The 18,709-nt window shown below is 42.8% G+C and carries 16 protein-coding genes; 11 read left to right on the plus strand and 5 right to left on the minus strand.

The features are described 5' to 3' along the window. Positions 1 to 33 precede the first annotated feature (33 nt). Both seqA and pgm read left to right on the plus strand, forming a co-directional pair. Positions 34 to 612 carry a replication initiation negative regulator SeqA gene (seqA, locus tag LRQ06_RS11870; RefSeq protein WP_232766576.1) on the plus strand — a complete coding sequence of 193 codons (579 nt, stop codon included), beginning with the start codon at positions 34 to 36 and terminating at the stop codon, positions 610 to 612. Positions 613 to 725: 113 nt separating this feature from the next. Further along, a complete protein-coding gene (gene pgm, locus LRQ06_RS11875; protein WP_232766578.1) occupies positions 726 to 2,372 on the plus strand; it encodes a phosphoglucomutase (alpha-D-glucose-1,6-bisphosphate-dependent) in 1,647 nt (548 codons plus the stop codon). A gap of 44 nt (positions 2,373 to 2,416) precedes the next feature. Here the strand turns inward: pgm and LRQ06_RS11880 are convergent, their stop codons facing one another. After that, positions 2,417 to 3,169 carry a DUF1853 family protein gene (locus tag LRQ06_RS11880; RefSeq protein WP_232766579.1) on the minus strand — a complete coding sequence of 251 codons (753 nt, stop codon included), beginning with the start codon at positions 3,167 to 3,169 and terminating at the stop codon, positions 2,417 to 2,419. Positions 3,170 to 3,248: 79 nt separating this feature from the next. Here LRQ06_RS11880 and LRQ06_RS11885 point away from each other — a divergent pair, with 79 nt between their 5' ends. Further along, the gene (locus LRQ06_RS11885) at positions 3,249 to 4,004 is read left to right on the plus strand and encodes a Nif3-like dinuclear metal center hexameric protein (protein ID WP_232766586.1); all 756 of its coding nucleotides are present in this window, start codon (positions 3,249 to 3,251) and stop codon (positions 4,002 to 4,004) included. A 57-nt stretch (positions 4,005 to 4,061) separates the two neighbouring features. On the opposite strand, the gene LRQ06_RS11890 is transcribed toward LRQ06_RS11885, so the two are convergent. Further along, positions 4,062 to 5,351, minus strand: coding sequence for a citrate synthase (locus tag LRQ06_RS11890; RefSeq protein ID WP_232766588.1), 1,290 nt, complete (start codon positions 5,349 to 5,351; stop codon positions 4,062 to 4,064). A gap of 794 nt (positions 5,352 to 6,145) precedes the next feature. On the opposite strand from LRQ06_RS11890, the gene sucA reads away from it, so the two are divergent. From sucA to sucD, 4 genes are all read left to right on the plus strand, one after another. After that, positions 6,146 to 8,962 (plus strand): 2-oxoglutarate dehydrogenase E1 component, encoded by a 2,817-nt coding sequence (gene sucA, locus LRQ06_RS11895; protein ID WP_232766589.1) that lies wholly within the window; start codon positions 6,146 to 6,148, stop codon positions 8,960 to 8,962. A 20-nt stretch (positions 8,963 to 8,982) separates the two neighbouring features. Then, positions 8,983 to 10,191 carry a 2-oxoglutarate dehydrogenase complex dihydrolipoyllysine-residue succinyltransferase gene (gene odhB, locus LRQ06_RS11900; protein WP_232766595.1) on the plus strand — a complete coding sequence of 403 codons (1,209 nt, stop codon included), beginning with the start codon at positions 8,983 to 8,985 and terminating at the stop codon, positions 10,189 to 10,191. Between the two features lie 186 nt (positions 10,192 to 10,377). Continuing rightward, entirely contained in the window at positions 10,378 to 11,544 is a 1,167-nt protein-coding gene (gene sucC, locus LRQ06_RS11905; RefSeq protein ID WP_232766602.1) for an ADP-forming succinate--CoA ligase subunit beta, read from the plus strand. Then, complete coding sequence (gene sucD, locus LRQ06_RS11910; protein ID WP_232766604.1) at positions 11,544 to 12,416, plus strand: succinate--CoA ligase subunit alpha; 873 nt, start codon at positions 11,544 to 11,546, stop codon at positions 12,414 to 12,416. Before sucC ends, sucD begins: the two co-directional genes overlap by 1 nt. A 78-nt stretch (positions 12,417 to 12,494) precedes the next feature. Here sucD and znuB read toward each other — a convergent pair whose 3' ends face one another. Together znuB and znuC are read right to left on the minus strand one after the other, a co-directional pair. Continuing rightward, entirely contained in the window at positions 12,495 to 13,280 is a 786-nt protein-coding gene (znuB, locus tag LRQ06_RS11915) for a zinc ABC transporter permease subunit ZnuB (RefSeq protein ID WP_232766605.1), read from the minus strand. A 3-nt stretch (positions 13,281 to 13,283) separates the two neighbouring features. Then, the gene (gene znuC, locus LRQ06_RS11920) at positions 13,284 to 14,057 is read right to left on the minus strand and encodes a zinc ABC transporter ATP-binding protein ZnuC (protein WP_232767173.1); all 774 of its coding nucleotides are present in this window, start codon (positions 14,055 to 14,057) and stop codon (positions 13,284 to 13,286) included. Positions 14,058 to 14,140: 83 nt separating this feature from the next. Between znuC and znuA the strand changes: the two genes are divergently transcribed. The 4 genes from znuA to LRQ06_RS11940 all read left to right on the plus strand — a co-directional run bounded on the left by znuA (position 14,141) and on the right by LRQ06_RS11940 (position 18,171). Continuing rightward, positions 14,141 to 15,019, plus strand: coding sequence for a zinc ABC transporter substrate-binding protein ZnuA (gene znuA / locus LRQ06_RS11925; RefSeq protein WP_232766607.1), 879 nt, complete (start codon positions 14,141 to 14,143; stop codon positions 15,017 to 15,019). Positions 15,020 to 15,446: 427 nt separating this feature from the next. Then, positions 15,447 to 15,674 (plus strand): FeoA family protein, encoded by a 228-nt coding sequence (locus tag LRQ06_RS11930; RefSeq protein WP_232766609.1) that lies wholly within the window; start codon positions 15,447 to 15,449, stop codon positions 15,672 to 15,674. Beyond that, complete coding sequence (gene feoB, locus LRQ06_RS11935; RefSeq protein ID WP_232766611.1) at positions 15,674 to 17,944, plus strand: Fe(2+) transporter permease subunit FeoB; 2,271 nt, start codon at positions 15,674 to 15,676, stop codon at positions 17,942 to 17,944. Before LRQ06_RS11930 ends, feoB begins: the two co-directional genes overlap by 1 nt. Then, positions 17,941 to 18,171: a FeoC-like transcriptional regulator gene (locus LRQ06_RS11940; protein WP_232766613.1), complete on the plus strand. Its 231-nt coding sequence runs from the start codon at positions 17,941 to 17,943 to the stop codon at positions 18,169 to 18,171. Before feoB ends, LRQ06_RS11940 begins: the two co-directional genes overlap by 4 nt. Before the next feature lie 48 nt (positions 18,172 to 18,219). Here LRQ06_RS11940 and LRQ06_RS11945 read toward each other — a convergent pair whose 3' ends face one another. After that, on the minus strand, positions 18,220 to 18,648 hold the full coding sequence (locus LRQ06_RS11945) for an HIT domain-containing protein (RefSeq protein WP_232766615.1): 429 nt from the start codon (positions 18,646 to 18,648) through the stop codon (positions 18,220 to 18,222). Positions 18,649 to 18,709: the final 61 nt, after the last annotated feature.

Here is an 18,709-nt window from a genome sequence, read left to right on the forward strand (position 1 = left end):
AAAGAGTTTAAACATAGAGATTGTGAAAAGCGAATGAAAACAATTGAGGTTGATGAGGAATTATACCGTTATATAGCAGGCCAGACCCAGCATATTGGGGAAAGTGCGTCGGATATTCTCCGCCGTTTACTGGGCGTGGATCAATCAGAACAGCCGCTGGTTATGGCTAAAGAAGACGTTAAGCCGGGGGTTTCTGTTGAATTAGCCACGGCTACTCAACCCGAAGGCATCATTGTCAGTAAAGATGCGGGTAAAAATAGTATGCATGATTCTGTCAAAGCAATGAGAGAGTTGCTTATTTCAGATTCTTTTGCTGAACGTAAAAAAGTCATTGATCGTTTTATGTTGGTTTTATCAACACTATACCGACTTGATGCTGAAAGTTTTTCTGAAGCAATGTCAGTAAAAGGCCGTAAAAGAGTGTATTTTGCAGATAATGAACATACCTTGCTTGAACATGGTAATACGACAAAACCAAAAGCGATTCCGGAGACGCCTTTCTGGGTCATTACAAATACAAACACAAGTCGTAAGCAGCAGATGGTGGAACAGGTGATGACTCGTATGAACTTTTCTGCAGATATCATTGAAAAAGTGTCTAATGCCATTTAATTTGTTTCAAAAGTGAGATAAATCACTTTTGAGCATAAAACTATTCTTTTATCATAGTGTTATAAATTTATTATAAATTTAGCTTCCAGTAATCTATAAACAAAGGATGTCATATGGCTAATCACCCACGAGCAGGACAAAAAGCACTTCAGGAGGATTTACAGAATATCCCGGCGTTAGTTGCAAATTACTATTTATGCCAGCCTGAAGCTGGTAATGATGCGCATAAAGTTGAATTCGGAACGTCCGGTCATCGGGGAACATCAAATAAAACCACGTTTAATGAGAACCACATACTTGCTATCGCTCAGGCTATTGCTGAGGTCCGGACTGAGCAGGGGACGAACGGGCCTATGTTTGTCGGAAAAGATACTCACGCGTTGTCTGAGCCCGCGTACTCAAGTGTTGTTGAGGTTTTGATTGCGAACGGAATAGAAGTTATTGGTCAAATTGATAACGGATATACACCGACCCCGGGAGTCTCTCATGCTATTCTGACTTACAACTTGAGTCATGATAAAAAAGCGGACGGCATTGTTATCACTCCATCTCACAACCCTCCTCAGGATGGTGGTATAAAATATAACCCAATCCATGGCGGTCCGGCAGAAGCTGAATTAACTCAGGCGATTCAGGATCGTGCTAATGAAATTATTGCATCCGGTCTTGCTGCAGTGAAACGTATTGATGTTAAAACGGCAAAATCGTCAGATCTTTACAAAGAAGTGGATTTAATTTCGCCCTATGTCAATGACTTAGTAAATGTCATTGACATTGAAGCAATTCAGAAAGCAAACCTGAAGATTGGTGTTGATCCATTAGGCGGAAGTGGTATTGAGTACTGGAGACAAATCGCAGAAACCTATCAGTTGAACATTTCTCTGGTTAATGAAGCGATAGACCCGACATTTCAGTTTATGTCTTTAGATAAAGACGGGGTCATTCGTATGGACTGCTCATCGCCTTATGCCATGGCTGGTTTGTTATCTCTGAAAGATGAATACGATTTAGCGTTTGGTAATGACCCCGATTATGATCGTCATGGTATTGTGACGCCAAAAGGATTGATGAATCCGAACCATTTCTTAGCGGTATGTATCGATTATTTATACCGCCACCGTTCTCAGTGGAAAGCGGATGTTGCAGTGGGAAAAACACTGGTTTCCAGTGTATTGATTGACCGGGTGGTTGCTGATTTGGGCCGCGAATTGTGTGAAGTACCGGTTGGGTTCAAATGGTTTGTTGATGGGTTGCATTCAGGTCGGTTTGGGTTTGGTGGTGAAGAAAGTGCCGGCGCTTCATTCCTTAGAAAAGATGGTACACCATGGTCAACAGATAAAGATGGCATTATTTTATGTTTGCTGGCTGCTGAAATTACAGCTGTGACCGGTAAGAACCCTCAGGATTACTATGAGGAACTGGCAGCGAAGCATGGTGAATCGAAGTACAATCGGATTCAGGCTGTTGCAAATGGTGCTCAGAAAGATGTTCTTAAAAAGCTGTCTCCGGAAATGGTATCAGCAGAAACATTAGCCGGTGACCCGATTACGGCCCGCCTGACTCATGCTCCGGGTAATGGTGCAGCGATTGGTGGTCTTAAAGTAACCACTGACTATGGCTGGTTTGCGGCAAGGCCATCAGGAACCGAAGATATTTATAAAATTTATTGCGAAAGTTTCAAGGGTGAGAAACATCTCAAATTGATTGAAGACGAAGCGCAAAAAATTGTAAATCAGGTTTTTTCAGACGCGGGTCTGTAAGAATCATCGTTAAAAAAATCAGGTGCTTTTGCGCCTGATTTTTTTTATCTGTTATCCGGCCAGTGTTCAGGAACGATAAACCAGAACGTTCCACTGGCTGACTGGTAATGCGTAAACTGAGTATGTGATTGGACGTTTTTGGTTATTGCCCCATTATGGCCTGCCATCCATTGCCATTTTTCTAATGGGTATATGGGTTCAGGTATTTGGGATACTTCATTTCGGTAGCACCAATGGCCGGTAATCTGACTCTGGTTTACCGGAAATTCAAAGCAATGTGTCGGAATGCGTTCATTTCTGAAAGGATTTGTATACAACCTTCCCTGCATAAGCAGTTTAGGATCAACGTTTTCCCATTGAGGAAAACGTTCTCTGAATACAGATGTCTGATTTATCGCCAGTTGATGGTGGAGCATACGATCCAGTTTTTTATCCAGTCTGTCCTTAGGATTAGGACCATACCAGAGTTCATCGTGGAGCAGGTAAAACTTAATCGCTACTTCCCAGTGTTCAATGTGCTGTGTTCGAATGTTGTGAGCGATGAAGTCGATGGCTCCCAGTGTCTTTTTATCCCTGATAAGCTGAATTTCCTCAGCCAGTAACTGGTACTCCGGTGACGCATTGAAAAGTTCTGAACATACATGTTGATAAATAAATCCCAGACGTGGATTTCCCTGATAAGCATGATGCATTGATAGTGGAACGGAAGAAAAAGGAGCATTGTCTGCAATGACAGAATTGCCCTGTAAAAGGCCTGGGTGCGTCATTATCCAATTTGCTATCTGATCAAGCTCCATATTTTACCTCGTTTGAACTATGATAACGGGCATTGTAGCCTGAAAGGTGAACGCTAATGAACTGTCCGCAGGAAATATAATGAATAATATACAATTGGAATCATTACTGAATCAGACACTGTCTCCCGAACTTATCAAAGACTATTGCCCTAATGGATTGCAGGTTGAGGGGCGAGAAGAGGTAAAGACCATTCTGACCGGGGTTACTGCTTCTTTAGAATTAATTGAAAAGGCCATAGAAAGTAAAGCTGATGCTCTTTTGGTTCATCATGGTTACTTCTGGAAAGGAGAACCGGAACCGATTCGGGGAATGAAGGGGAAAAGAATTCGTGAGTTGATACAGAACAATATAAATTTGTATGCGTATCACTTGCCATTGGATATTCATCCTTCTCTGGGAAATAACGCCCGGTTGGCTCAGTTACTGGATATTGAGGTTACGGGTGGGCTGGAAGATTGTCCTCAGTCAGTCGCAATGGTCGGAAGGTTTCGTCAGGCCTTGACCGGAAAAGCGTTAGCCGAAAGAATATATCGTGTTTTAAATCGTCAGCCGTTACACATTTGCCCACAAAACGATAAACCAATAGAGACGGTTGCCTGGTGTACCGGTGGTGGGCAGGATTTTATTGATCTGGCTGCCAGCAAGGGAATGGATGCCTTTATTTCCGGTGAGATATCAGAACGTACAACGTATAGCGCCAGAGAGCAGGGGATTCATTATTTTTCTGCGGGACATCATGCAACAGAAAGGTATGGCATAAAAGCGTTGGGAGAATGGTTGGCGGAACATCACGGATTTAATGTGATATTTGCTGATATAGATAATCCGGTTTAAAAGAAAAGAGCGGATATTAATTACCCGCTCTTTTTATTTTAATATGGAACCAAGAAATTAGTCTCTTTCGTGCTGAGGTTTAAAGTTGCGTAATTTCTGGCCGGTATAAAGCTGTCTTGGACGACCAATACGACTTTCAGGGTTACTGTGCATTTCATTCCAGTGCGCAATCCAGCCAATGGTTCTGGACATTGCAAAAATAACGGTAAACATAGATACCGGGATACCGATAGCTTTAAGAATGATACCTGAATAAAAATCGACGTTAGGATACAGTTTTTTATCGACAAAATATGGGTCAGAAAGAGCAATTCGTTCCAGTTCCATTGCGACATCCAGAAGAGGGTCATCAATGTTCAGCTCTTTCAGTACATCGTGACAGGCATTTCGCATCACTGTAGCACGAGGGTCGTAGTTTTTATAAACCCGGTGACCGAAGCCCATTAAACGGAATGGATCATCTTTATCTTTCGCCCGTTTGATGTATTCAGGGATACGATCTACGCTGCCAATTTCTTCCAACATCCGTAAGCAGGCTTCGTTTGCGCCACCGTGAGCCGGTCCCCATAGTGATGCAATCCCCGCGGAGATACAGGCAAATGGGTTGGCGCCGGAAGAGCCGGCAAGACGAACTGTGGATGTTGATGCGTTCTGCTCATGGTCCGCATGAAGTGTGAACACTTTATCCATTGCGCGGGCAACAATCGGATTAACTTCATAGTCTTCACAGGGTGTAGAAAACATCATGTGTAAGAAGTTTTCTGCGTAATTCAAATCGTTACGCGGGTAAATGAATGGCTGGCCAATTGAGTATTTGTAACACATTGCTGCCAGTGTCGGCATTTTTGACAACAGACGATAAGCGGCAATTTCACGGTGACCATCGTTATTAATATCAAGAGAGTCGTGATAAAACGCGGCAAGAGCACCGACAACACCCACCATGATTGCCATAGGGTGAGCATCTCGACGGAAACCATGGAAGAAACTTGCGATTTGTTCATGGACCATCGTGTGCCGTGAAATGATATAGGTAAATTCCTCGTATTCTTTTCTGCTGGGCGCTTCGCCATAAAGAAGAATGTAACAAACTTCTAAATAATCTGCATTGTTGGCTAATTGATCTATCGGATAACCACGATGTAACAGAATTCCCTTATTACCATCGATATAGGTTATTTGCGATTCACAGGATGCAGTGGCAAGAAAACCAGGATCAAAAGTGAAATACCCGTTAGCTCCCAGTTTACGAACATCGATTACCTGAGGCCCCATAGCGGCATCAATAATCGGCAGCTCGATTGGCGCTTTGCCTTCAATATGAAGGATCGCTTTCTTATCTGCCATAACAATCTCCTTTGTTTATTATTTAATCCGTCCAGGATGTTTGCGAGCAAATTCTTACCTCGGAACGGAATAAAGTCAATTTTTCTGAACGGTTGTGTGCACTGAACACGATTTTTAATTTCTAGAAAGTTAAAAATTTGTACTTGTTAGCATTAATTGTTAATTCATTGGTGCTAAAATGTTTCTTGCTTTGTACTGTATGATGGTTTTTCGCTTGAAATTCCTGTTTTTTCTGAAAACAGTATAGGGTAAAAATAGTCGTATATGCTTATTTAGTGAATTTGATTGTATATAAACGCTCAACTATAACATTCAAATGTGAGAACTTTGTTAAATAATTACGATTATGAATTTTTTTGATAATTACAAGATATTAAAAGCTCTTAATGAGCTAAGAGAGTAAGTCCGTGAAGCAACTTAAGTCAAAAAATATAGCACGTAATTTGTGTAATATTCATTTCCCTTCTTTATTTAAAATTTTTATTCGTGATCTTATCCTCGATATGAAGCAATTCCGTACCAATTGCGAGAAAGTTCATCCATACTTATTGACAAAATGCAACATATTGTTTTTTTACAAAAACAAGCCTCAATGATGCATTTTGTGTCTTTGGTTGTCGTGGTACTATAAATAATGTAAGTATTTGTCTTAGACAATATTTTTACAAATACATTGATTTGGCTGAATCTGCGTTGATTTAATTTTCAATATATAAAATATCAGCTCAATGTTACAAGCTCTCAGGCATTGATTTTTGTTGATGCGAAATCAAAACGAATGGTAAAGGGAAAATATGCAAAACGGCGTGATGAAGGCATGGCTCGAGTCTTCACACTTGGCTGGCGCCAATGCAACGTATGTAGAAGAACTCTACGAACTCTATTTAAGTGATCCCGATTCGGTAAGTGAGGAATGGAGACGTGTGTTTGATGAGTTACCGGCATCAAATTCTGTGGTTGCTGAACAACCACATTCGCGTGTCCGTGATTACTTCCGTCGACTCGCTCAGGAGACAAAGCATTACAATGCCCAAGTTAGTGATCCCGATGTCGATGCAAAACAAGTAAAAGTACTCCAGTTAATTAACGCGTACCGATTCCGCGGTCACGAAGCGGCCCGGTTAGATCCTCTCGGTTTATGGCAGCGTTCCCCCGTTGCCGAATTGAATCCTTCTTTTCATAATCTTACTGATGACGATATGCAAGAAACCTTCAATGTTGGTTCTTTTGCCATCGGTCAGGAAACGATGAAGTTGAAAGACATTTATGAGTCTTTGAATAAAATTTATTGTGGTTCCATCGGTGCGGAATATATGCATATGACGGATACCGAGCAAAAACGATGGATTCAGCAGCGTTTGGAGTCTGTGGTTGGTCAGCCATCATTTTCTAAACTGGAAAAAATTACATTTCTTGAGGAATTAACGGCAGCAGAAGGGCTGGAGCGTTATCTTGGTGCTAAGTTCCCCGGAGCAAAACGGTTTTCCCTTGAAGGGGGCGATGCGCTGATTCCGATGATGAAAGAGTTAATTCGTCATGCCGGAAATCAGGGTATGAAAGAAATTGTGATTGGTATGGCGCACCGTGGACGACTAAACATGCTGGTAAATGTTTTAGGTAAACGTCCTCAGGATTTGTTTGATGAGTTTGCTGGTAAACATGATGAAACATGGGGAACGGGAGACGTAAAATACCATCAGGGATTCTCCGCTGATTTTGAAACGGAAAATGGTCCGATTCATTTGGCTTTGGCCTTTAACCCTTCTCATCTGGAAATCGTTAATCCTGTGGTGATGGGTTCTGTACGTGCCAGACAGGATCGTCTTGGTGACCGGCATGGACAGCGTGTGTTGCCGATTTCAATCCACGGAGACTCGGCGATTGCCGGTCAGGGTGTGGTTGCAGAAACGTTTAACATGTCTCAAGCCCGTGGATTTAAGGTGGGCGGAACCGTAAGAGTTGTTATTAATAACCAGGTTGGATTTACGACGTCTAATCCTCGTGATACCCGTTCGACCATGTATTGTACGGATATTGCTAAAATGGTTCAGGCACCGATTTTTCACGTAAATGCCGATGACCCGGAAGCCGTAGCTTTTGTTACACGGGTGGCTTTGGATTACCGCAATACGTTTGAGAAAGACGTCGTTATTGAGCTGGTTTGTTACCGCCGCCATGGGCATAACGAAGCGGATGAGCCGAATGCTACTCAGCCGTTGATGTATCAGAAAATTAAAAAACACCCCACACCACGTAAGATCTATGCCGATACCCTGATAGATAGGGATGATTGCGATATTGAATTAGCAACTCAGTTAATTAACGAATACCGGGATGCACTGGATCATGGTGAAGTTGTTGTGAAAGAATGGCGTCCAATGGCGATGAGTACGGTTGACTGGTCCCCATATTTATCCCGGGAATGGGATGAAAGCTGGGATTGCACCATTGACCGGCAGCACTTATACGAGCTTGGTGTTCAGGTTTGCCAGTATCCTGAAAGCCATAAATTACAGAGCCGGGTTGAAAAGATTTACAAAGATCGCATGCTGATGATTAATGGTGAAAAGCCGGTTGATTGGGGTATGGCTGAAACGCTGGCCTATGCGACTTTAGTGGACCGGGGTAGCCGCATCCGAATTTCGGGACAGGATTCAGGAAGAGGAACATTCTTCCATCGTCATTCCGTATTGCATAATCAGAATGACGCCAGTGTCTATGTACCATTGAAAAATGTTCATCCAAGTCAGGGACCGTTTCAGGTAATTGATTCCGTCCTGTCTGAAGAGGCGGTACTGGCATTTGAATACGGTTATGCAACCGCTGAGCCGGAAGGCCTGACAATTTGGGAAGGCCAGTTTGGTGATTTTGCTAATGGGGCTCAGGTTGTAATTGACCAGTTTATTTCTTCAGGTGAGCAAAAATGGAAAAGACTTTGTGGAATTACAATGTTACTTCCACATGGCTATGAAGGACAGGGACCAGAGCATTCCTCTGCTCGTCTTGAACGTTATTTGCAGTTATGCGCTGAACAAAACATTCAGGTTGTGGTGCCATCAACACCGGCTCAGGTTTACCACATGCTTCGTCGGCAGGTGGTTCGTCCGATGCGCCGTCCGTTGATTGTGATGTCACCCAAATCTTTATTAAGACACCCTCAATGTGTTTCGTCATTAGATGATTTGGTCGATGGAACGTTTTTGCCAGCTATCGGTGAAGTGGATGATATCGATCCTAAATCGGTTAAGCGCGTCGTTTTCTGCGCAGGTAAAGTCTATTATGACCTGTTAGAGAAACGTCGTAGCAACGAGCAGGATGATGTGGTTATTGTTCGTATTGAACAGTTGTACCCGTTCCCGTTAGAGCATGTGCGGGAAGTCATCGCATCTTATACTAATGTTGAAGATTATGTCTGGTGCCAGGAAGAACCTCAGAACCAGGGCGCCTGGTATTCAAGCCAACATAATTTCCGGGCTGCCATTCCTGATGGTGCCATTTTGAAATATGCCGGACGACCCGCATCGGCGTCGCCAGCCGTTGGGTATATGTCTGTACATATGAAACAGCAAAAAGCGTTAGTCGAAGACGCATTAACCATTGAGAAGAACTAGAAGTAAAAGGAAAATACGATATGACAATTGAAATTCTGGTTCCAGATTTGCCTGAATCCGTTGCTGATGCCACTGTTGCGACCTGGCATAAAAAGCCTGGTGATGCGGTTGAAAGAGACGAAGTACTGGTTGATATTGAAACCGACAAGGTGGTATTAGAAGTCCCGGCACCTGAATCTGGCGTGTTAGAAGCCGTTATTGAAGAAGAAGGGGCAACCGTATTATCAAAACAGCTGATTGCCCATCTGAAACCCGGCGTTGTTGCGGGTGAACCAACAAAAGATAAACCACAGGAACCTTCTGAAGAAACAGACGAGTCTTCCGGGGAAGAAAGCAGCGACTGGCTGAGTCCGGCCGCGCGTCGTTTACTGGCTGAGTATGGGCTGGAAGCGAAGGATGTTAAGGGTACCGGTGTTGGCGGGCGAATTACTCGTGAAGACATTGATGCGCATTTAGCGGTACTGAAGTCGAAGCCTGAAGAAACGACTAAAGCTGCTGATGTGGATGAATTGTCGGGTGCTGATGCGCCTCGGAGCCAAAAACGAGTTCCTATGACACGTTTGCGTAAACGGGTCGCGGAACGTTTGTTGGAAGCAAAAAATAGTACGGCCATGCTAACCACTTTTAATGAAGTGAATATGAAGCCGATTATGGATTTGCGTCATCAATATAAAGATTTGTTCGAGAAAAGGCATGGTATACGTCTCGGCTTTATGTCTTTTTATGTGAAAGCGGTGACGGAAGCGCTGAAACGTTATCCGGAAGTGAATGCTTCTATTGATGGGGAAGATATTGTTTACCACAATTTCTTTGACATCAGTATTGCGGTGTCAACACCTCGTGGTCTGGTCACCCCTGTTCTGAAAAACTGCGATTTGCTTAGCGTGGCTGAAATTGAGAAAGGAATTAAGGATTTGGCGATCCGCGGACGGGACGGCAAATTGACCGTTGACGAATTAACCGGTGGTAATTTTACCATTACCAATGGTGGTGTGTTTGGTTCACTGATGTCGACACCAATCATTAATCCACCTCAGGGTGCTATCCTGGGGATGCATAAAATTCAGGATCGCCCCATGGCGGTAAATGGAAACGTCGAGATTCTTCCAATGATGTATCTTGCTCTTTCTTATGACCACCGCTTGATTGATGGCAGAGAGTCGGTTGGTTTCTTAGTCACCATTAAAGAATTACTGGAAGATCCGACTCGTTTAATACTGGATGTCTAAAAATATCCACCTAGGTGTCTAGACGGCTAAAAAGATTCAAGCTAGACTAAAATAAGTCTGGCTTGTTGATCTGACGGCTGTCATTAGTCAACAGAAACTTACTTTTTAAAGTACCCTACAGACGTTTCGCTTATATGTGAGTTGTTGTTATAAGCAAATGGAAAACAACTACAATGGAATACAATAATGAATTTGCATGAATATCAGGCTAAACAGTTATTTGCAGAGTTCGGATTACCCATTCCAGATGGATACGCCTGCCGAACTCCTCAGGAAGCTGCTGAAGCAGCGGGAAAAATAGGAGGTTCTAAATGGGTAGTGAAATGTCAGGTTCATGCCGGCGGCCGAGGGAAAGCCGGTGGGGTGGAACTTCATGATTCCAAAGAAGGCATTCAAGACTTTGCTCAGAAATGGTTAGGAAAAAATCTGGTGACTTTCCAGACGGACTCCAATGGTCAACCGGTATCTAAAATTTTGGTTGAAGCGGCTTCAGATATTGCCAATGAATTGTATATCGGTGCAGTTGTTGACCGTTCTACCCGACGAATCGTATTTATGGCTTCCACGGAAGGTGGCGTTGAAATTGAAAAAGTAGCCGAAGAAACACCGGAGCTTATTCACAAAGCCTCAATTGACCCTCTTGTCGGCCCTCAGCCTTTTCAGGGACGTGAGCTGGCTTTCAAACTCGGTTTGAAAGGTGAACAGATAAAGCAGTTTACCAAAATCTTCCTTGGTCTGGGTAAGATGTTCACTCAGTATGATTTAGCCTTACTTGAAATAAACCCTCTTGTGATCACCGGATCCGGCGATTTGCTGTGTCTGGATGGAAAAATCAACATTGATTCCAATGCTTTATACCGTCAGCCAAAACTTCGTGATATGAATGACTTATCACAGGAAGATGAACGGGAAGCGCATGCAGAGCAATGGGGGCTGAATTACGTTGCACTAGATGGCACTATCGGTTGTATGGTGAACGGTGCAGGTCTGGCGATGGGAACCATGGATATCGTTAATGTTCATGGAGGTAAACCGGCCAACTTTTTGGATGTTGGAGGTGGCGCAACAAAAGAGCGGGTAACAGAGGCGTTTAAAATTATTCTGTCCGATGACAAAGTGAAAGCTGTTTTGGTAAATATATTTGGCGGTATTGTTCTCTGTGATTTGATTGCCGACGGAATTATTGGCGCTGTAGAAGAAGTGGGGGTTTCTGTACCGGTGGTTGTTCGCCTTGAGGGCAATAATGCAGAACTTGGCAGGAAAAAACTGGCAGACAGCGGATTGAATATTATTGCAGCAACTTCTCTTAAAGAAGCTGCAGAGAAAGTTGTTGCTGCTTCGGAGGGAAAATAATGTCCATTTTGATCAACAAAGATACAAAGGTCATATGCCAGGGTTTTACCGGTGGTCAGGGATCATTTCACTCTGAGCAGGCTATCAGTTATGGGACTCAGATGGTTGGCGGTGTTTCTCCGGGTAAAGGAGGACAGACTCATCTGGGGTTACCGGTATTTAATACTGTTAGAGAAGCCGTAGATGCGACAGGTGCGACGGCTTCTGTTATTTATGTCCCGGCACCTTTCTGTAAAGATGCTATTCTGGAAGCCATTGATTCAGGCATAAAACTGATTGTGACGATAACGGAAGGGATACCGACTCTGGATATGCTGGAAGTGAAAGTCCGGTTAGACGAGTCGGGCGTGAAAATGATTGGCCCAAACTGTCCGGGGATTATTACTCCCGATGAATGCAAAATAGGTATTATGCCAGGACATATCCATAAAAAAGGTAATATTGGCATTGTTTCCCGCTCCGGTACGTTAACTTATGAAGCGGTACAGCAAACTACGGACGAAGGTTTTGGGCAGTCTACCTGTGTTGGTATCGGTGGCGATCCGATTCCCGGACTAAATTTCATCGATATATTGAAACTGTTTCAGGATGATCCTGAAACGGATGCAATTGTCATGATTGGAGAAATAGGCGGTACAGCAGAAGAAGAAGCAGCTTTGTTTATTAAAGAGCATGTGACTAAACCGGTTGTTTCTTATATTGCCGGAGTCACTGCTCCTCCGGGTAAACGAATGGGTCACGCCGGAGCTATCATTTCTGGTGGTAAGGGCACGGCCGCGGAGAAATTCGCAGCGCTGGAAGCGGCTGGAGTGGCTACCGTGAAGAGTTTATCGGATATCGGTAAGGCGTTACAAAGCGTTAAAAACTGGTAGTCTCTGATGGCTAAGTAATGAATAAAACAAGCTTCCTTGATGGAAGCTTTTTTATTTTTCATTAAGTGCTGGCACTGGTTATTCCCTATTTCGGCTGAGTTGAGACAGTAAAAAGAAGCCACTACAGCAGACAACGACGGATGGGCCAGCCGGTGTGTCAAATTGCCAGGAGGCGTACAGGCCAAGCAGTACGGAAATCATTCCAATGATGGATGCAAACAAAGCCATCTGCTCGGGCGTCTTTGACAGCTTTCTGGCGGCGGCTGCCGGTATGATCAGCAAAGAGGTCATGATTAATGCTCCAACAAACTTCATCCCCAGAGCAATCACAACCCCAACCATGACCATAAGAATAATGCGCATTAAATCGGTATTAATGCCTTCCACTTCCGCCAGTTCTTCGTTAATACTGGCCGACAGTAACGGTTTCCATAAATAAATAAGGATGGCGGATATCACCACAACTCCTAGCCAGATAAACATCAAATCGGTTGGCGTAACAGCAAGAAGATCCCCAAAGAGGTAACTCATTAAGTCAACACGAATATTATCCAGAAAAGAAAGGGAAATCAGTCCGATAGATAATGAGCTGTGAGCGAGAATACCTAATAAAGTATCTGTGGCGACGACTTTTTGCTTTTGCAATCCCACCAGAATGACGGCTAAAACAATACAGCAAACCAGTAATGCAAGGTTAAGGTTTACATTAAGAAGAAATCCAAGTGACAATCCCATTAATGAGGCATGAGCCAGAGTATCACCAAAATAGGCCATTTTTCGCCAAACAACAAATGAGCCCAGAGGGCCTGCTATTAATGCAATGCCGATTCCGGCAAAAATAGAAGGCATCAGAAATTCAAGCATAGATTAATGACCGTGAGGATGATTAGGACAAGTATGATCGCGAACAGCATCTGTTTCTGGCTGCTCTGCAAGGTCATGATGGTGGTGGTGTTCATAAAAAGCAAGAATCTCCCTGCTCTTGTCACCAAACATGGCTAGATAATTGGGGTGGTTCCGGATATCAGTAGGCGCTCCTGAACAACATATATGATGCTGAAGGCAAATGACATCATCTGTTTTTGCCATGACCAGATGGAGATCGTGTGAAACCATAAATACAGCACATCCGAATCTGATTCTGACGGTATTGATCAAATCATACAGTTCAATTTGTCCCTGAACATCGACTCCCTGAGCCGGTTCGTCGAGAACCAGAACATCGGGTCTTTGAAGCAGCGCTCTGGCGAGTAATATTCTTTGAGTTTCTCCACCAGACAAATTGTGCATGCTGGATTTTAACAGGTGTTCGGAGCCGACAAGACTGATGGCTTCAATTACTTCCTGCTTACTGAATTTTCCAGCCAGAGATAAAAATCGACTGACAGAGAGGGGCAAAGTATCGTTTAATCTCAATTTTTGCGGTACATAGCCAATTCTTATTTTCTTTTCTTTGAGGATTTTACCTTTGGTTGGTGCTTGAAGGCCTAACAACACGTTTACCAATGTTGATTTTCCAGCACCGTTGGGACCGATCAAAGTTGTTATTTTCCCTTTAGTTACAGTCAGGCTAATATTATCTAATACGCGGCGTTGGTTAAAATCGACACAAATATGTTGTAATTCGATCAAAGGTGTCATGGACGAACTCATTTGCAATTCTCTGGTGTTATAATATAACATTCTGCATCTTCTGATTCTACCTTGTCGTAAGAGGGGGCTGTATGCTTTTTCGTAGTTTATTATTTCTTATTGTTTTTTTGTCTATAAGACCTGTTTTCGCATTGACGGTATTAACAACCATCAAACCCATTCAGATGATAACACTTGAGTTAACGGAAGGGGTAACTCAACCGCAGGTGTTACTTTCATCGACGGCTTCTCCACATGATTACGCGTTAAAGCCTTCTGATGTTCGTCGGCTCAATCAAGCCGATTTATTAGTTTGGTTCGGAGACGGACTGGAACCTTTTCTAAAACAGATTATCCAGAAAAAAGATCCTTCAAAAGTTATTACGTTGAGTCAGTTGCCGAATGTTAATTACCATCAATTTGGAGACGATCATGAAGATGATGGACATCATCATGGAACCGTCAATCCTCATTTCTGGTTAGGGCCGGATGTGACAGAACAGGTTGCAGTGTCTTTAACTAAAAAGTTAAAAACAGTCGATCCGGCTCATGCTGCGGTTTATGACAAAAATTTGGCTCATTTCCTGAATCAGCTAAACGGAATTGATGAGCAAATTCAGACAAAACTTTCTCCGTTAAAAAATAAGCCTTATTTTGTTTTTCATGATGCCTATGAGTATTTTGAATCGTTTTTTGGTTTAAATAACATGGGACATTTTACGGTTAGCCCTGAACGCAGACCAGGAGCGAAAACATTGGTTCATATCAGACGGACATTAAATCAGTATCATGATGTTTGTATTTTCTCCGAACCGCAATTTACTCCTGCCATTATCAATAGTGTTACCAGAGGTACTGATGCAAAAATAGGACACCTGGACCCATTAGGAACCGATGTTAAATTGCAGAAAGGGAGCTATTTTACTTTTTTGAATGGTATTGCAGCGCAGTTTGAGCAATGTCTTAAGTAGGTATTCAGAAAGAAAATAAACGTGGTATAGCGGGGGAGCTATACCACGGACGCAAACCGTCAGTTGTATTTGGTATCCGGGCTATCCGGATACCAAATACGTACTGAAACAAAATTCCAGTGAAATGTAAGTAGATAGGCTAATCTCAACTAGGCAGTGCTACAAAGCACTCAAAGGTAGATAAGCACGGGGGATACTAGCACTAAAAGTTCGCCATGTGTGTCTCATTATCGAGATGAAATACCTGTTTCATCTTTCAGTGAATTATAAATATTTTTCATCTTTAAAAATCTTTTTCTTTCATATGGTTACCATTGCCCATAAAGATACGAAAAAAAAGTTGATTTATCTCAACGCGTGAAGCATCATTTGAGCCTACTATCACTGATAATACAAACCCTTCTCATTACGAATTAATGGTGTTCTTATGAAGTTATCTCACTTGAAAAGTGGGCAGTCTGGTTCGATTGTCGCTTTTAACAGTCTGTCTAATGATGTTCGTAAGCGCTTAATGATTATGGGTTTGCTTCCCAATACGGAAGTGACTGTTATTCGCCGGGCCCCGATGGGAGATCCACTTCAGTTAGAAGTCAGAGGTGTATCTATTGCGGTTAGAGAAAGTATTGCAGCATCGATTGAGGTGGAAGTAGTCTGATGAAATATAATATTTTAACCGTAGGCAACCCAAACAGTGGTAAGACGACGTTATTCAATGGTTTGACTGGTGCTAAGCAACAGGTTGGTAACTGGGCTGGGGTGACAGTTGAGAAGAAAACGGGTAAATACACTCATGCCGGCAATGATTTTTTTCTGACGGATTTACCGGGAATTTATGCGTTAGACAGCGGTAATGACAGCAATAGTATTGACGAGTCTATTGCGGCACGTTCTGTCCTTACTTACCCAACTGATTTGATTATTAATGTCGTAGACGCGACCTGCCTTGAAAGAAGTCTGTACATGACTTTTCAGCTACGTGAGCTTGGGAGACCGATGGTCGTCGTTCTCAATAAAATCGATGCGCTGAAAAGAGAACGCCTAATCATTAACAGCAAAGGGCTCGAGAGTATTCTTGGATGCCCGGTACTGGAAATTAGTGCTAATAACAAGCATCAGGTTAATGAAATGAAAGAGAGTCTGCACAAGCTATTGGTGCAGGGCATTCCAATGCGTGATTTTACTCTTAGTTATGATCAGCAGTTCGAAAACGCCATTTCAGATCTGGAGCCGTTGTTTTCCGAGCATGTTGTGGCCAGTCGTGCTCTGGCGATTAGAGCATTGGAAAATGATAAAATGGTGATTAATGATCTTTCAGAACAAGATCGCAATACCATTCATCAGTATCAGAAACAGAGCCACGTTGATATTGATCTTCATGTCGCTGATACCAAATATACTTATTTACATGAGCAGTGTAAGCGCATCAGACGATCAGAAGGTAAGTTAAGCCGTAGCTTTACTGAAAAAGCAGATGCATTAGTGCTGAATAAATGGTTCGGTATACCATTCTTCTTCTTAATTATGTACCTCATGTTTATGTTCTCGATTAATATTGGTAGTGCTTTTATCGACTTTTTTGATATCAGTTTTGGCGCTCTTTTTGTCGATGGCGGACACTACCTTTTAGATGGACATTTGCCTGTATGGTTAGTAACCGTGATTGCTGATGGTATCGGTGGAGGTATACAGGTTGTGGCAACCTTTATTCCGGTTATTGCCTGTCTGTACTTGTTTTTAGCTGTTCTGGAAAGTTCAGGATATATGTCCCGGGCTGCATTTGTACTGGATAAAGTGATGCAGAAAATTGGCTTGCCGGGAAAAGCCTTTGTGCCTATGGTTCTTGGTTTTGGTTGTAATGTGCCGGCTATCATGGCTACAAGAACATTGGATCAGGAGCGGGAGCGTAAGTTATCTGCTGCAATGGTTCCGTTTATGTCATGTGGTGCCCGTCTGCCGGTGTATGCGCTTTTTGCTGCTGCATTTTTCCCTGATAATGGTCAGAATGTGGTTTTTCTGCTTTATTTCCTTGGTATTCTGGCAGCTGTGTTTACTGGTATTGTTCTTAAGAAGACATTATATCCCGGGTCCAGCGATAGCCTGGTAATGGAAATGCCTAATTATGAAATTCCAACTGTACGAAATGTCATTATTAAGACCTGGCAAAAGCTTAAGCGTTTTGTTTTGGGGGCAGGTAAAACCATTGTCATCGTCGTCGCTGTATTAAGCTTTTTGAATTCCGTTGGAACCGATGGTACGTTTGGCCATGAAGACAGTGAAACCTCTGTATTATCAAAGGCTTCTCAGGTGATTACTCCGGTTTTTGAACCCATCGGTGTGAATCATGATAACTGGCAGGCCACAGTCGGTATTATTACCGGTATCTTCGCTAAAGAAGCCGTTGTTGGGACTCTTAATAATTTATACACATCTGTTGAGTCAGATCAAACAGAATACAACTTGTTTGGCAGCCTGAAAGAAGCTGTGATGTCTATCCCTGAAAATTTGGTCGGTTTGAGTTTTACTGACCCCCTTGGTTTAGAGGTGGGTGACGTTAAAGATCAAAATGTTGCGGCTGAAGAGCAGGGAGTTGATTCTTCAATTTTCAGTAATATTCAGATGAATTTTGTATCGGGCGGTGCTGCGTTCTCCTATCTCATCTTTATTTTGCTTTACACTCCTTGTGTTGCGGCTATGGGCGCATATGTCCGGGAGTTCGGGGCGAAGTTTGCGAGATTTATCGCTGTATGGACCTTTGGCCTGGCGTACATTTCGGCAGCTCTGTTCTATCAGTTGACGAAAGTTATTGAGCAGCCACTTGTTAGTATTCCCGTTATCGTAGGGATACTTGCGATGTGTTATGGCATCTACAAATGGTTATCGAGAAGGGGGCAAAGGCTTCAGACAGCTGAATTAGGAGCCTTATGATTTTACATGAATTAAGAAACTATATTGCTGAAAAAGGGATGGTGACACGTCACGAGTTAGCGAAACAGTTTGCTTTAAGTGAAGATGGTGTGGATGCTATGCTGGATATATGGTTAAAAAAGGGTGTAGTTTGTCGTTATGCCGATACCGATTTAAACAATCATATTTCAAGAGTCAGGTATTGTTTAAATAAAACGGATAGTATCCCGATGAAAGTTGTTCTTTAAAAAAAGCCGCTGTAGCGGCTTTTTTTGGGGCGGAATAATACTTGTTGACTATACGGGAGAAAACATTTCCTGGTGTGTAAGATAAGCGATGATTTTGTCGGCCATAGCCTGCTGTTCAATGTCTTTCCTTTGTTTGCCTGATGTATTTCCCCATACCGGGCCAGGCCATGCTTCATCATTTTTGTATCTTGCGATGTGATGATAATGAAGTTGAGGCACCAGATTCCCTAATGCCCCTAAGTTAATTTTGTCCGCATGAAGTGCTTGTTCCAGAAAATCAGAAATGCATTGAGATTCAAGTAAAAATTGTTGTTGCTCTTCCATTTTCAGATGATGGAATTCAACCAGATTTTCTTTCTTGGGAACAAGGATGATCCAGGGAACGGCACTGTCTTTATGCAGCAAAATAAGAGAAAGTGGAAATTCGCCAATGATAGTTGTGTCTGCTTTAAGTCTGGGATGCAGTTGAAATGCCATAATTAAACTTCCTTATATCAAATAAAAAAGGTTGGCGTAGCCAACCTTTCTGTTGCATTGT

Origin of the sequence: Vibrio salinus, assembly GCF_021272385.1 — a bacterium.
Taxonomy (GTDB): domain Bacteria; phylum Pseudomonadota; class Gammaproteobacteria; order Enterobacterales; family Vibrionaceae; genus Vibrio; species Vibrio salinus.

Bases quoted from the DNA above. Each gene is read 5' to 3' on its own strand.
- znuA (WP_232766607.1), top strand. From the start codon at position 14,141: ATGCTTTTTCGTAGTTTATTATTTCTTATTGTTTTTTTGTCTATAAGA.
- LRQ06_RS11940 (WP_232766613.1), top strand. From the start codon at position 17,941: ATGATTTTACATGAATTAAGAAACTATATTGCTGAAAAAGGGATGGTG.
- feoB (WP_232766611.1), top strand. From the start codon at position 15,674: ATGAAATATAATATTTTAACCGTAGGCAACCCAAACAGTGGTAAGACG.
- znuB (WP_232766605.1), bottom strand. From the start codon at position 13,280: ATGCTTGAATTTCTGATGCCTTCTATTTTTGCCGGAATCGGCATTGCA.
- znuC (WP_232767173.1), bottom strand. From the start codon at position 14,057: ATGACACCTTTGATCGAATTACAACATATTTGTGTCGATTTTAACCAA.
- LRQ06_RS11890 (WP_232766588.1), bottom strand. From the start codon at position 5,351: ATGGCAGATAAGAAAGCGATCCTTCATATTGAAGGCAAAGCGCCAATC.
- sucC (WP_232766602.1), top strand. From the start codon at position 10,378: ATGAATTTGCATGAATATCAGGCTAAACAGTTATTTGCAGAGTTCGGA.
- LRQ06_RS11930 (WP_232766609.1), top strand. From the start codon at position 15,447: ATGAAGTTATCTCACTTGAAAAGTGGGCAGTCTGGTTCGATTGTCGCT.
- seqA (WP_232766576.1), top strand. From the start codon at position 34: ATGAAAACAATTGAGGTTGATGAGGAATTATACCGTTATATAGCAGGC.
- LRQ06_RS11885 (WP_232766586.1), top strand. From the start codon at position 3,249: ATGAATAATATACAATTGGAATCATTACTGAATCAGACACTGTCTCCC.
- LRQ06_RS11945 (WP_232766615.1), bottom strand. From the start codon at position 18,648: ATGGCATTTCAACTGCATCCCAGACTTAAAGCAGACACAACTATCATT.
- sucD (WP_232766604.1), top strand. From the start codon at position 11,544: ATGTCCATTTTGATCAACAAAGATACAAAGGTCATATGCCAGGGTTTT.
- odhB (WP_232766595.1), top strand. From the start codon at position 8,983: ATGACAATTGAAATTCTGGTTCCAGATTTGCCTGAATCCGTTGCTGAT.
- pgm (WP_232766578.1), top strand. From the start codon at position 726: ATGGCTAATCACCCACGAGCAGGACAAAAAGCACTTCAGGAGGATTTA.
- LRQ06_RS11880 (WP_232766579.1), bottom strand. From the start codon at position 3,169: ATGGAGCTTGATCAGATAGCAAATTGGATAATGACGCACCCAGGCCTT.
- sucA (WP_232766589.1), top strand. From the start codon at position 6,146: ATGCAAAACGGCGTGATGAAGGCATGGCTCGAGTCTTCACACTTGGCT.